The organism is Lactobacillus iners, from assembly GCF_011058775.1.
GTDB classification, from domain to species: Bacteria; Bacillota; Bacilli; order Lactobacillales; family Lactobacillaceae; genus Lactobacillus; species Lactobacillus iners.
Map to the genome: position 1 here is coordinate 1031251 of NZ_CP049230.1, position 14388 is coordinate 1045638.

The following is a 14388-nucleotide window of genomic DNA, read 5'->3' on the forward strand; positions in this document are numbered from 1 at the left end:
TTCGCATTAAACGAAATATGCTTTTTTCGATATAAATATCTGACACATCTAAATGAAATGTCAATCATGAAGATTTTGCTAGTTACCGCTATTATTATTAGCAATTTTAGTTAAAAAATCACCAAAATATTCAAGATATCGCTGCTTGACTTTTTTTCTAGTAGCTAGTGGTAATTTATTCAAATATTCAGCCTTATAAATATCTTGCAGACGATTACCAGATAATAAATTCTCAGCTCCAACAATTTTAATACTAATGAATACTTCTAATACCTGATCTAACCTACCATTAGCTGCCTCTTCTATCAATGCCCGAAAAATACCAGCCGATTCATCAATACTAATATGTTTCCAATCAACACTTTCTGGATCCTTTAAAATCGCATCAATATTTAATCTCTTCAAATTATCAACATAATATTTATAAAAAGCTATACCTTGATTAGAACCTATTGTTCCATTAATCACTACTTGAATGGTTCCAAAATCTTTTTCATCAATATAAGTCATAATCTCAGCTAAATTATCCCACGAACGTGCTGACGGAAAGGCTAAGCGAAAAACTTCCATTTCAGCTGGATCATCTCTTCTAACGACACTGCTTATGGGATTTTCCATACCGGACGGTACAATCGTTACCTGGTGTGCACCTTTTTCAGAATCTAAATAGTCGATAATCGTAGAACGAATTTTTTTATTGCGTGCCATTAAGATTTTTTCATCAGTGCAAAAACTTGGAACTGACATTAACTCTTCAGACTGCCATCTTTGTTTAAATCCAGTAGCCCAATCATTAAAATCTGGATTAAAAGTAAACCACGCAAAACGATTAGCAATTGGCAGATCTAACGATGAGCCCCCTGCTTGGTCTGCTGGATTCATTGCAATAATAATCGCTACATTTTTAGAAAATGGTAAATCTGATCCTGGAAGTCGTCTATTTTGAACTAATTGCAAAAAAGCATGTTGAGTAGTCGGAATAGCTGTAGAAAACTCATCTAAAAATAAAATAGCATTCGAATTATGCAATAATCTCTGCTGCCACACTGGCATTGCATAACAAGCAGCATCTACCATCTGTTCATTTTTATCACTTCCAATATTGATTTTGGTAGGAAATGGTAATCCTGCGATGTCTTCAGGTAGCATCGTAGACAAAGACAAGTTTATTAAGTCACGACCTAACGTTTTGGCCATTGCCTCTATGGTAGCAGTTTTACCTACACCTGGATTTCCAACAAGACCAAAAGGTACACCAGCTCTGATACAAGCTTGCATAATATTAAACATTTGCTTAGCATTAGCACCTTGGGCAATATAAGGATAAAATTTCTTGTTAAGCATCTCATATTCCTCCGATTAATATATTGATATAATAGTAGTATTTTTAACAGGCGTATTACAACCATATAAGTTGATAAATGAATCATAACCTTGCCTATCAGTAATCAAAATTATATTAATAATATTTTTGTCAATACTATTTAACAATAATGTCCATTCTTTAACGCCACCAAGGTATCCATCTGTACATAAAATTGATAAATCTGGTTTTTCACTGGCTTTTAGCTGATGAATATACTCATAAAATTTTTCCATACATGTACCTCCGCCAGCTCCTAATACTATATCTTGTACTTTATGGACAACTTGTTTAGTCGTTATTTTAGTATCAATAGTAACAAAACTAATTTTTTCATGTTGAACAGTCTTACATATTTCTTTGATTTCCGACATCAATCGACGATAATCAACCTCATCCATTGATCCTGAAGAATCACAACCAATTAAAATCTTCGGTAAATAAGATATAGTGCCGGGTCTAATAAAAATATTACTAAAATTTCTTCTAGATGGACGGCGATATGAATAATCCATATTACCTTCGATCACAGTATTGCAATGTTTAGCTATAATATTCTTTAAACATTTTTGCCAAGAAATTTTGGCTGGTCGCAAAGCTTTTAAAATAAATGAATTAAAAGCAGAACCATTACGACCAACCGTTTTATTTTCCTGATCAAGTGCCTTATGCAATGCTTCGTTTCGTGCTAATTCTTTTTCTATCTCGCCAGCTTTTTCAACATTTTGTTTATCAAATTCAGATTCTTCTTGACTAGACATAGAATTACAAATATCACTACTTTGATCTGGAACTGGCGTTTTTTTTCTTTCTTCTTCTAATGCATGATAATAAGTTTCAAAAGATTGGTTATTTGGCATACCTTTGGGATACTTTTGAGTAATAATTGTTCGAGGAAAAACTATAAAATCAGATTTATCTTCATTTTGCGGTAAGTGCATAACTTCATGATCACCAAATTCAATTTCCTGATTAATAATTGCATCCCCAGCTGTATTAACTAGTTGCATATCTAAATTTTTCAACTCATAATGACCTAAAACCGTATGCATAACCTCATGTAATAATAAGGTCCCACGCTCAACATTGTCTAAGATCGGATCAAAAAACCACCAACCGATTCCTAGTCGTAAATTAGCATCGGTAGCTAGAGTTGCATAATTAACGGAAACCATCGGATGCAATAGTGAAATATATCCGGTTAAAGCACTAGCAGCAGTGACAGCTTTATAAGTAGCCATTTGAAAAACGCTCATTTCTTCTGCCGACAATTTTCTAATAGAATACGACGTAATTCCCAATTTTGCTAGAACACAATAGGCTAAAATTAGATTCTGTTGCATCTTCTGATTATTTTTTGAAATACCGCCAGATTTTAAAATATCACGAACAGCTAATGCCCGATCGTTGATTTTTTCCAAATCATATTTTAAATAGTCCTCTTTATTCAGTTGTATGTCGGCAGATAATACGTTATGAAATTCATCATTCATGTTTTTCCCCTAAATTTTGTGCTATTTTTTTGATTTTTTGAAATCGATGATTAATACCTGATTTGGATATCGGACCATCAGGAACTTTATCTGCTACCTCTTTTAAGGTTAGTTCTGGATTTTGCAATCTAAACTTCGCTAAAATAGCCAATTTCTCTGGTAGTTTATCTAAGCCAATCTTCTTATCAATCAATTTAATTTCTTCAACCTGCTTAGCTGCAGCAGAAGCTGTTTTTTTCATATTAGCAGTATCACAATTAACCAAACGATTAACAGAATTTCGCATATCACGCATAATACGTAAATCTTCAAAAGCTAACATTGCATTAACTGCACCTATAATATGCAAAAAATCTCCTATCTTTTCAGCTTCTTTTAAATATACAATATAACCACTGCGGCGTTTAGTTTGCTTGGCATTAAGGTAAAAATATTTATTCATCAAATTCATTAAATCATCATTATGAAGTTGATATAGTGAATAAATTTCCAGATGATAGCGACTTGTTTCCGGATTATTAATGCTACCAGCTGCTAAAAATGCACCACGCAAATATGACATAGCTAGTTGTTCAGATTTTTGAATTTTGGAAGGAATACCTGTTAAAACACCAAATGATTCATCAATAATATCTAAATCGTGCAACACAAATTTAACATTATTTTGCAATCTTACTAAATATTGATAATTTTTCTTCAATTTCATTTTTTTAGAAACTATCAATGCTGGTTCAATCCCATAAGCTATTTTAATTAATGAGAAAATTCTTCTAGCAATAGCCGGGTTTTCAGTTACAATATTTAAACTTAAATGATGTTGATTTAAATTTAAGACACCATTCATTCGCAAAAAAGCAGACAATTCTGCCTTTGCATGCTCTGGATGCACAGACAACCCCGTTAATTCTTTCTTTACTTCACTAGCATAAGATCCCATCATTTCTCCTGTTTTCTTCTTGCATAAGCTTCTAGGGCTAAATTTAATATTTCCGTGGCAATTTTTTTACCATCATGAAAAACTAATCCACTATGTTGATTAATAAAATCAGCTGTAATTACTCGACAATTCTGCTTTCTTAAGCCTTTGAAGTCATTTTCAACTGGTCGTAAATATTCATCATAATCTGCGGGATTGAACTTTGTCATATCAATTGCAGCACTATTAACTAAAGCAGTATCTATATAATTACCACCTAAGTGACGATTAATAATAGCTACATGCTCAGCCGAGGTCATATTATCAGTTTCGCCTCGTTGCGTCATAATGTTGCAGATATAAATTACCTCAGCCTTGGTTTGTCTAATAGCCTCACCTAAATCATCAATCATCAAATTTGGCAAAATTGATGTAAACAAACTTCCCGGCCCTAAAACAACCGCATCAGCTTGCATAATGGCTGCTAACACTGGTAAAACTGCCTCAGGTCGAGCATTATTTTTAGCTCCCGTAACCCAGACACGTTTAATCTTTTTGTGCTGTGAAGTGATTTCAGTTTCACCCTTTTCAGTCGTTCCGTCCATAAATTCAGCATTTAAAGTTAAGGGTTCGTTGGAAGCAGGAAAAATTCTACCGTCAACATGCATCATTCTAGATAGTGATTGCACTGCATCAAATATATTTCCTTGCATCTCACTTAATGCTGCAATAATCAAATTACCAATTGCATGACCAGCAAAAAAAGAATCATCACTACTGAAACGATATTGAAAAATTTCCTTTTCTTCCTGAGATATATCAGATAAAGCAACTAAAACATTTCTAATATCACCTGGTGGAACAACATTGATATAATCTCTAATTACGCCAGAAGAGCCACCATCATCCGCTACAGTAACAATAGCGGTGATTTCAGCATTTTGTTGCTTTAACGCACTTAAAATTACAGGTAATCCCGTTCCGCCACCAATCACAACAATTTTAGGACGTCGAGCTTTAATAACCTTAACTATTTTATTTTCGCCAAAAGACATTTTTATACCTAACTATTTTCTAATATAACGACTAATTTCACGATGTGATATATCAACTGGATACTTTTTGGATAAATCCTTAGCTAGTTGAATAGCGATTGAAACGCTACGGTGTTGACCACCTGTACAGCCTACAGCAATCGTTAATTTTTCCTTTCCCTCTTCAATATATCCTGGAATAGCAGTAAATAACATATCTAAGAATTTATGATAAAAAATCTGTGTTTGTTCTTTCTCCATTACATAATCAAAAACCTTCCGATCAAGACCAGTAAAAGGTTTTAATTGCGGGATATAGAATGGATTAGGAAGAAATCTTACATCAATAACAATATCAGCATCGATGGGAATACCATATTTAAAGCCAAAGCTCATCACTTCAATCGAAAAAACGTGTGTTTGATCATCACTAAATTTTTTGACTAATTGTTCTTTCAAGTCCTTAGCTGTTAATTTAGAGGTATCAATAATATAATTAGACAGATTTTTGATACTCTCTAAAGCCTCACGTTCTTTTTTTATGCCATCTAATAAGCGACCAGATTGAGCTAAAGGTGGCAATCTACGAGTTTCCTTATATCTAGAAACTAAAACATCATCAGATGCATCCAAAAATAGAATGGTTGCATGTGCTTTACTATTATCTTCTAACGAATTAATTTCAACCACTAAATCTTTGTAAAAACTCTTAACACGCAAATCGATTACTACCGCTACTTTATCAAAATCATTTGAAGAATTAATTAACTCCCAAAAGCTACTCAATAATTCTGGCGGTAAGTTATCTACTACGAAATAGCCCAAATCTTCTAAAGATTTAACAGTGACAGTTTTACCTGCACCGCTCATTCCTGTAACAATTAATAATTGTTTCTTTCGCACATTCATACCCTAACATTCCTTCCTCCTGATGATATAAATTATATCATAGAACATTTATCATAAATTTTGATTCAATATTGGTTTAAGATATTGTCCCGTATAACTTTTTTCAACCTTTGCAACATCTTCAGGTGTTCCTTGAGCAACAATTTCACCACCAGCTGCTCCGCCTTCAGGTCCTAGATCAATAATCCAATCTGCACATTTAATCACATCTAAATTATGTTCAATGATTAATACGCTATTGCCTTCATCAACTAATCTTTGTAATACAAGAACTAAATGCTTAATATCATCTACATGTAATCCGGTCGTTGGCTCATCTAATATATAAAGATTTTTACCAGTAGAGGTCTTTTGTAATTCTGAAGCTAACTTCATTCTTTGAGCTTCCCCTCCTGAAAGCGTAGTCGCAGGTTGACCTAATTGAATATAGCCTAAACCTACATCCATAATAGTTTGTAACTTTCTTTGGATTTTAGGAATATTCGCAAAAAATTCATTAGCTTCAGATATGGTCATCTTTAACACATCGGCTATATTTTTTTCATGATATTTAACTTCCAAAGTTTCAGAATTGTAACGGGTTCCATGGCAAATTTCACATGGGACATACACATCAGGCAAAAAGTTCATTTCTATCTTAATAATTCCGTCACCATGACAAGCCTCACAACGACCGCCTTTGATATTGAATGAAAAACGTGCTTTCGTGTATCCACGCATTTTAGCTGCATTTGTTTGGGCAAATAAAGCTCTAATATCATCAAAAACACCAGTATAAGTAGCTGGGTTACTACGAGGTGTACGACCGATGGGACTTTGATCAACATCAATTACTTTTTCAATTTGATCCCAACCCAACATTTTTTTATACTTACCTGGTTTTTTAGTCATCAACCCTAATTTTTGTAAGATAGCCCGCTTTAATACCAAATTAACTAGCGTCGATTTACCAGAACCTGATACACCAGTAACCAAAACTAAGCCACCTAAAGGAATTTGCACATCAATATGTTTTAAGTTATTTTCACTCACATCAATTAATTTAATAACACCATGATTTAGGATTCTCCTATGATCAGGTATAGCGATTTTTTTCTTGCCAGATAAATATTGACCAGTTAATGAATCAGGATTAGCCATGACTTCTTGAGGTGTACCTGCTGCAACTACTTTTCCACCATATATACCTGCACCAGGTCCAATATCAATTAAATAATCAGCTTGTTGCATGGTTTCAGAATCATGTTCAACCACGATTAAAGAATTACCTAAATCACGCATTTTTTTCATAGTCTTAATCAAACGGGCATTATCACGTTGATGTAAACCAATTGAAGGTTCATCCAATATATACATAACTCCAGATAAGTTAGAACCTATTTGTGTAGCTAATCTTATTCGCTGTGATTCACCACCTGATAAAGTGCCAGCAGAACGAGAAAGAGTTAAATATCCTAAACCAACATCAATTAAAAATGTAAGTCGAGCTTTTACTTCTTTAAGAATCGGCTTAGCAATCATCATATCATGCTCAGATAACGCTATACTTTCAAAAAAAGCTAATTCATCCGTAATTGCCAAATCAGAAACTGTAGCCAAATCATAGCCATTAATTTTAACTGATAAAGCAATCTCATTCAGACGTCGTCCTTGACATTTAGTACATTTTAATTCAGTCATATATTTAGACATTACATCCTGCATAAATTTAGAAATAGGATGATGATAACGTCTATCAACATTATTCAATACACCTTCAAAGGCTTGTTCAACATCATTAACGCCAAAATCTCCCGCCAAATGAAATTTAATTACTTTATCATCACCATATAAAATAATTCTTTTTTGTCGCTCAGTTAATTTTTTAAATGGTCGATCCATAGGAATTTTAAAAGTCGCCGCTACCTGTAATAACATATCTGTATAATATTTAGAATTACACCAAGGAACAATTGCTCCCTGATTTAAGGACTTTTCTGGATCAGGTATTACCAAATCTGGATCGACAGCTAGTTTCATCCCTAATCCGTCACATTCACTGCAAGCACCAAATGGTGCATTAAATGAAAATAATCTAGGTTCAAGCTCACCAACTGTAAATCCACAAGATGGGCAGGCATAATATTCTGAAAACTTCATCAACTTGTCGCCTACAATATCTACATTCAAATAGCCATCTGTAAGACGCAGAGCGGTTTCCACAGAATCTGTCAATCTGGACTTGATTTGTTCTTTAATTATTAAACGATCCACAACTACAGATATTGAATGCTGTTTGTTTTTATCCAAAAGTAGCTCATCATTAATGTCGTGTAAGACACCATCAACTATAATGCGAACATATCCCAATCTTTGAATCCGTTTGAAAACCTCTTTATGCTCACCTTTTTTCTGTCGAATAATTGGAGCTAAAATCTGAATCCTAGTTTTAGGAGCTAAAGCCACAATCTGTTTAATAATCTGATCAACGCTTTGACTCTCTATCAAGGTGCCATCATGTGGGCAAATTGGTTTACCAACACGAGCCCACAGCAAACGCAAATAATCATTGATCTCAGTAACTGTACCTACAGTAGAACGAGGATTATGAGACCTAGTCTTTTGATCAATCGAAATAGCTGGCGTTAATCCTTCTATACTATCAACGTCTGCTTTATCCATTTGACCTAAAAATTGACGTGCATAACTTGATAAAGATTCAACATAACGTCTACGTCCTTCTGTATATAGAGTATCAAATGCTAGAGAACTCTTACCAGAACCTGATAATCCTGTAACTACTACGAGTTTGTTTTTAGGGATAGTTAAATCAATATTCTTTAAATTATGCTCACGTACCCCATGCATAACAATTACATCATTTTTCATCAACTAGTCTTCTCTTTCTTAAATCGATCACTTTTTCAAATCAATAATCGCATCCCTTAATGTTGCCGCAGTCTCAAAATCCAACTTTTGAGCAGCTATTTTCATCTGTTCAGTCAAATTAATAATCATTTGTTCTTTTTGTTTTGCACTTAATTCATCAAAATTCAAATCAGAAAAATCATTTATATGCTTATCTTTTTGATTGACATCCTTTGTATATGAAATAATATCACGTATTGGCTTAACAATTGTTTTAGGAATAATATGGTGTTTCTGATTAAAGAGCATTTGAATATGACGACGACGCTCTGTTACATCAATAGCAGCTTGCATCGAATCTGTTATATGATCGGCATACATAATCACTTTACCATTTTCATTGCGAGCAGCTCTACCCATCATCTGAATAAGAGGTCTAGTAGAACGTAAAAAGCCTTCCTTATCAGCATCTAAAATCGCAACTAATGATACTTCCGGTACATCTATGCCTTCTCTTAGCAAATTAATGCCCACTAAAACATCAAACTTGCCTAAACGTAAGTCACGAATTATTTTCATCCGTTCCAAAGTTTTAATTTCTGAATGCAAATATTGGACTTTGATACCCAATTCTTTTAAATAATCAGTTAAATCTTCCGACATTTTTTTGGTCAATGTAGTCACAAAAACCCGTTCTTTTCGTCTGATCCGGATGTTGATTTCAGCAATCAAATCATCAATTTGACCATTAATAGGTCGAACTTCAACTATAGGATCTAATAATCCAGTTGGCCTAATGATTTGTTCTACTACTTTATCAGTACGGGATAATTCATAATCACCTGGAGTAGCAGAAACATAAACAATTTGATGCACATGTTTTTCAAACTCTAATAATTTTAATGGGCGATTATCCAAAGCGGAAGGCAAGCGAAAGCCATAATCAATTAAAGTCTGTTTTCGCCTACGATCACCATTATACATAGCTTGTAATTCAGGCATTGTAGCATGTGATTCATCAATTAAAATTAAAAAATCATCTGGAAAGAAATCTAATAAAGTATAAGGTGGTTCACCTGCTTTGCGATTATCCATATGGCGAGAATAATTTTCAATGCCATTGGTATAACCAACTTCTTGCATCATTTCAATATCATAATTAGTGCGTTGCTTTATTCTTTGTGCTTCTAACAACTTTCCTTTATCGTCAAAAGCTTTAACCTGCAATGATAATTCTTTTTTGATGTCATTAATAGCTCGCTTCATTTGTTCACTATCTGTCATAAAATGCGTAGCTGGAAATAGAGAGATCTGCTCACATTTTCCTAATATTTCACCAGTCAGAGAATTTGCTTCCACGATCTGATCAATCTCATCTCCAAAGTATTCAACACGATACACTTTATTTGAATTGCCAGCTGGAAAAATTTCTACAATATCTCCATGTACTCTAAAATGTCCACGTTGTAAATCTAAATCATTTCGATCATACTGAATATTCACTAAATCTCGTAATAGCAGATCTCGTTCATACTCTTCACCTACCGACAAAGAAATGACACTTTTAGCATATTCTCTAGGATCACCTAACCCAAAAATACACGAAACTGAAGCAACAACAATCACATCTTTTCTTTGCATTAATGCAGAAGTCGTAGCATGCCTTAATTGATCAATTTCATCATTAATTGCGGAATCTTTTTCAATATATGTATCTGAACTGGGAACATACGCTTCTGGTTGATAATAATCATAATAAGAAACAAAATATTCAACAGCATTATTAGGAAAAAATTGTTTAAATTCACCATATAATTGACCAACTAAAGTCTTATTATGTGAAATAACTAATGTTGGTTTATTTAATTTAGCAATAAGATTAGCCATAGTAAAAGTCTTACCAGTACCAGTGGCTCCATGCAATATTTGTTCCTTAACTCCTTTTTTGAAATTATCACATAATTGATCAATAGCTTGTTTCTGATCTCCCGCTGGTTGAAATTTAGATACTAATTCAAATCTTTTATTTTTTTGTTTCCGAATCATTAAAATACCTCTGTAAAAAAAGTCGGACCTAAGTCCAACTTTAAAGTATATATTCTATTATTTGAATAAAATATGTTCAATAGCTGCTGTATAATCTTCTGCTGCCTGTTTAGCATTAGAAAAATTATCCTTGTTAACTCCGACATAAACTTTTACTACGGGTTCAGTACCTGATGGTCTTAAGGCCAGCCAAGTATTATCTTCTAAGAAATATTTCAAAACATTAGACTGAGTAAAGCCTTCCAATTTACTCATTTGACCATTAATAGACTCTGTCTGTAATAAGAAATCTTGTGTCTGTGTAACATGTTGTCCCATTATTTCTTTAATCGGATCTTTTCGCAATTTATCCATCAACAACTTCATTTTTTCTTGACCACCAAGACCTGGCATTTCTAGTGCACTAGTTACTTCATAAGCAAAGCCATATTTGTTCCAAATTTCTTGTAATCCATCAAAAATAGTTTTGTTATGTGAAGCATAATAACAAGCAACTTCAGCCAACATCAAAGCACCTTGCATCGCATCTTTATCACGAGTAAAGGGTTTAAATAAGTAACCATAACTTTCTTCAAATCCCATCAAGAAATGACCGTCATTCTGTGTACTCATTCGATCTATTTCTTCACCAATGAACTTAAATCCAGTTAAAACATGCTTAGTTTTAATACCATAATCCTGAGCAATCTTAAAAGGTAAGGCACTAGAAACAATTGACGTAATTAATTCGTAATCAGATGATAATTTACCAGCTGCTTTAAGATTAACTAGCAAATAATTAATAAATAAAGTTGCAATTTGATTACCAGTTAAGACTTGAAAACTTCCATCTGAAGTACGGACACAAGCTCCCATTCTATCAGCATCAGGATCTGTAGCTATAATCAAATCTGCTTTCAGATCATTAGCTAACTTAATACCTTCATCAAAGCATTGCTTAAATTCAGGATTTGGCTTAATTGTTGTAGGGAACTCAGGATCAATGATTGATTGTGAAACTACAGGGATTATATTTTTAAATCCAGCTTGTCTAAATGCCCGATCGTACAAAACCTTACCAGCACCATGAATTGGTGTATATATGATTTTGATTTGATCAGCATTTTTATTAATTAAACAAGAATTAAGATTTACGGTTGCAAGTTCTTTAAGGTATGCTTGATCAACATCTTCACCTATCATATGTAAGATATTTTTTTGTCTTAATGTGCTAACAGATGCACAAGTAACAGAAAAAATATCGGTAACTTTTTGAGCAAAAGCAAATAATCGATCTGCATTATCAGGTGACATCTGTGCACCATCTTCGCCATAAACTTTATAACCATTATATTGTTTAGCATTATGTGATGCTGTAATATTAATACCTGCAAAAGTCTTAAGATAGCGTACTGCAAAAGACAATTCCGGTGTAGGACGCAAATTGTCAAATAAATAGACTGTAATACCATGATTACCTAAAATCTGTGCAGCATGTGTTGCAAATTCACGTGAATAATAACGTGAATCATATGCTATAACAACCCCACGTTTGATAGCAGTAGAACCATTCTCCTCTATTAGTTTAGCTAAGCCTTCCGTCACACGACCTACAGTATAAAGGTTAATGCGATTAGTACCAGGCTCTAGCAATCCACGCATCCCTGCCGTACCAAAATTAATATCTTGACCAAAGGCATCTTCAACCCAAGCTGAATTTTTTTTTAATTCCATTAGTTCTGAACGCATATCTGAATTTAAGCGTTCATTTCCTAACCATTGAGCTAGTCTGTCCTTTGCCCCCATATGTTTATCCTCCGATTTAATTTTTTAAAGTTTGTAAATAATGATAAGCAGCTTGTCCTGCAATACTGCCTTCACCAACTGCTGTAGCAATTTGCCTTAAATCCTTTTGACGTACATCACCTAAAGCAAATATACCTTCTACTTTAGTTTGCATATGATCATCAGTAATTATCCAACCGTGTTCATCACAAATCCCTAAATTACTAAAAGCCATACTATTAGCTTGTACACCAACATAAATAAATACGCCTGAAACATTTAAAATCTTCTGTTCTTCAGCATTTTTATCATAGTACTTCACTGCCGTAACTCTACTACCATCACCCAAAATTTCTTCCGTATTTGCATTCCAGATAAAATCAATCTTATCATTAGCAAATGCCATCTTTTGTAGAACTGGTTGAGCACGCAGTTCATTACGACGATGTATAATTGTAACTTTTTTAGCAGTTTGAGCTAAATATAGCCCCTCTTCAATAGCAGAATCTCCGCCACCAATAACAGCAATTTCTTCATTTCGGAAAAAAGCAGCATCACATACAGCACAATATGACACACCTCTTCCTTGATATGTGTCTTCACCAGGAATGTTGAGATGTTTATGTACAGCACCTGTAGCAATTAAAACTGCTGGAGCATGAAACTCATCTTTTTCTGTAATAACCTTTTTCATCTGTTGCTCAACGATTATTTGTTGCACATCAGCATAGAAATACTCCGCACCAAATTTCATTGCACTTTGATACATTTTTTCACTTAATTGCGGTCCAGTAATATCAGCAAAGCCAGGATAATTATCAATGGCACCTGTATTATTCATTTGACCGCCATACAATCCTTTATCAACTATAGCTACTGACAAATTAGCTCGGGAAGCATATAATGCGGCTGTCAAGCCACCAGGTCCAGCTCCAATTATGATAACATCATATTTTTTTATCAATTTTCATACTCCTAAAATTTTACAATCTGATTTCAGGTTTTGGACTACGTCCCATCATTTTTTTGATTTCTAGATCAACATCTGAATTTTCATAAAGAACACGATAAATAGCCTCGCTAATTGGCATATCAACATCATTAGCTTCACATAATTCATGAACGGCTTTTACAGTAGTCGCACCTTCAACAACTTGTCCCATATTATCTAAAATTTCTTGTAATGGTTTACCTTCACCTAATTGCTTACCACAACGCCAATTTCTTGAATTGGAAGAAGTACAAGTAACAATTAAATCACCAATACCAGCTAAGCCACTAAAAGTAAGTCGATCGGCACCGAAACATTTAACACCTAAACGAGTAATTTCGGCTAATCCACGTGTCATTAAGGCAGCCTTAGCATCATCACCAAATTTTTTACCAACTAATATACCTGCAGCAATCGCAATAACATTTTTTACTGCTCCTGCAACTTCTACACCAATTAAATCTGGATTTGTATAAAATCTGACGTAATTATTGGAAAATAATTTTTGAACTAATTCGGCATTTTTAATATCAGTTGATGCACAAGCAATAGCTGTTAAATCTTTTTGAGCAACATTTTCGGCATGGCTAGGTCCACTGATAGCCACAATTTTATCTAAATCATTAGGATAAATTTCTTCAGTTAGAATTTCAGAAATCAATTTTTTGCTACCTGGTTCTATTCCTTTGGTAGCAGTAACTAACAAAGGTTTAGTGCCTAATTTATCTAAAACTTTGCGAACATTTTTAGCAACTATCCTGACTGCTTTGGTTGGTAACACAAATAACACAATTTCAGCATCTTTTAAAGCTAGCTCTAAATCATCCGTTGCTTTAACACTCTCATTTAAAGACCAATTTTTCATATAATGCTCATTAGTATGCTTTTCATTGATTTCTTGATTAACTGCAGCAATATTACCAAATAAAATAACATCATTTCCATTATCTGCTAACATTGAGCCCAATACAGAGCCCCACGAACCATTTCCTAATACACTAATTTTTGTCATTTCTATCAACTTT

At 33.8% G+C, this 14388-nt stretch carries 10 protein-coding genes; all 10 read right to left on the reverse strand.

Annotation, left to right across the window (positions count from 1 at the left end):
• Positions 1–78: 78 nt before the first annotated feature.
• The 10 genes from G6Z82_RS05050 to G6Z82_RS05095 are packed head-to-tail and all read right to left on the reverse strand — an operon-like array spanning position 79 to position 14375.
• Complete coding sequence (locus G6Z82_RS05050) at positions 79–1344, reverse strand: AAA family ATPase (protein ID WP_164785875.1); 1266 nt, start codon at positions 1342–1344, stop codon at positions 79–81.
• A 15-nt stretch (positions 1345–1359) separates the two neighbouring features.
• Entirely contained in the window at positions 1360–2856 is a 1497-nt protein-coding gene (locus G6Z82_RS05055; protein WP_006737814.1) for a DUF2201 family putative metallopeptidase, read from the reverse strand.
• Entirely contained in the window at positions 2849–3793 is a 945-nt protein-coding gene (gene whiA / locus G6Z82_RS05060) for a DNA-binding protein WhiA (RefSeq protein WP_006736366.1), read from the reverse strand. Before whiA ends, G6Z82_RS05055 begins: the two co-directional genes overlap by 8 nt.
• Positions 3793–4827 carry a gluconeogenesis factor YvcK family protein gene (locus G6Z82_RS05065; protein ID WP_006729580.1) on the reverse strand — a complete coding sequence of 345 codons (1035 nt, stop codon included), beginning with the start codon at positions 4825–4827 and terminating at the stop codon, positions 3793–3795. Before G6Z82_RS05065 ends, whiA begins: the two co-directional genes overlap by 1 nt.
• A 12-nt stretch (positions 4828–4839) precedes the next feature.
• On the reverse strand, positions 4840–5715 hold the full coding sequence (gene rapZ, locus G6Z82_RS05070) for an RNase adapter RapZ (RefSeq protein ID WP_006729579.1): 876 nt from the start codon (positions 5713–5715) through the stop codon (positions 4840–4842).
• 51 nt (positions 5716–5766) lie between these two features.
• Positions 5767–8583, reverse strand: coding sequence for an excinuclease ABC subunit UvrA (gene uvrA, locus G6Z82_RS05075; protein WP_164785876.1), 2817 nt, complete (start codon positions 8581–8583; stop codon positions 5767–5769).
• Between the two features lie 27 nt (positions 8584–8610).
• Positions 8611–10608: an excinuclease ABC subunit UvrB gene (uvrB, locus tag G6Z82_RS05080; RefSeq protein WP_164785877.1), complete on the reverse strand. Its 1998-nt coding sequence runs from the start codon at positions 10606–10608 to the stop codon at positions 8611–8613.
• A gap of 57 nt (positions 10609–10665) precedes the next feature.
• Positions 10666–12393 (reverse strand): phospho-sugar mutase, encoded by a 1728-nt coding sequence (locus G6Z82_RS05085; protein ID WP_164785878.1) that lies wholly within the window; start codon positions 12391–12393, stop codon positions 10666–10668.
• A gap of 16 nt (positions 12394–12409) precedes the next feature.
• Entirely contained in the window at positions 12410–13336 is a 927-nt protein-coding gene (gene trxB, locus G6Z82_RS05090) for a thioredoxin-disulfide reductase (protein ID WP_006729575.1), read from the reverse strand.
• Between the two features lie 19 nt (positions 13337–13355).
• Positions 13356–14375 (reverse strand): NAD(P)H-dependent glycerol-3-phosphate dehydrogenase, encoded by a 1020-nt coding sequence (locus G6Z82_RS05095; RefSeq protein WP_006732904.1) that lies wholly within the window; start codon positions 14373–14375, stop codon positions 13356–13358.
• Positions 14376–14388: the final 13 nt, after the last annotated feature.

Excerpts from the sequence above, each read along its gene's own strand:
- rapZ (WP_006729579.1), bottom strand. The coding sequence starts at position 5,715 with ATGAATGTGCGAAAGAAACAATTATTAATTGTTACAGGAATGAGCGGT.
- uvrB (WP_164785877.1), bottom strand. The coding sequence starts at position 10,608 with ATGATTCGGAAACAAAAAAATAAAAGATTTGAATTAGTATCTAAATTT.
- whiA (WP_006736366.1), bottom strand. The coding sequence starts at position 3,793 with ATGGGATCTTATGCTAGTGAAGTAAAGAAAGAATTAACGGGGTTGTCT.
- G6Z82_RS05055 (WP_006737814.1), bottom strand. The coding sequence starts at position 2,856 with ATGAATGATGAATTTCATAACGTATTATCTGCCGACATACAACTGAAT.
- G6Z82_RS05050 (WP_164785875.1), bottom strand. The coding sequence starts at position 1,344 with ATGCTTAACAAGAAATTTTATCCTTATATTGCCCAAGGTGCTAATGCT.
- uvrA (WP_164785876.1), bottom strand. The coding sequence starts at position 8,583 with ATGAAAAATGATGTAATTGTTATGCATGGGGTACGTGAGCATAATTTA.
- G6Z82_RS05065 (WP_006729580.1), bottom strand. The coding sequence starts at position 4,827 with ATGTCTTTTGGCGAAAATAAAATAGTTAAGGTTATTAAAGCTCGACGT.
- G6Z82_RS05095 (WP_006732904.1), bottom strand. The coding sequence starts at position 14,375 with ATGACAAAAATTAGTGTATTAGGAAATGGTTCGTGGGGCTCTGTATTG.
- G6Z82_RS05085 (WP_164785878.1), bottom strand. The coding sequence starts at position 12,393 with ATGGGGGCAAAGGACAGACTAGCTCAATGGTTAGGAAATGAACGCTTA.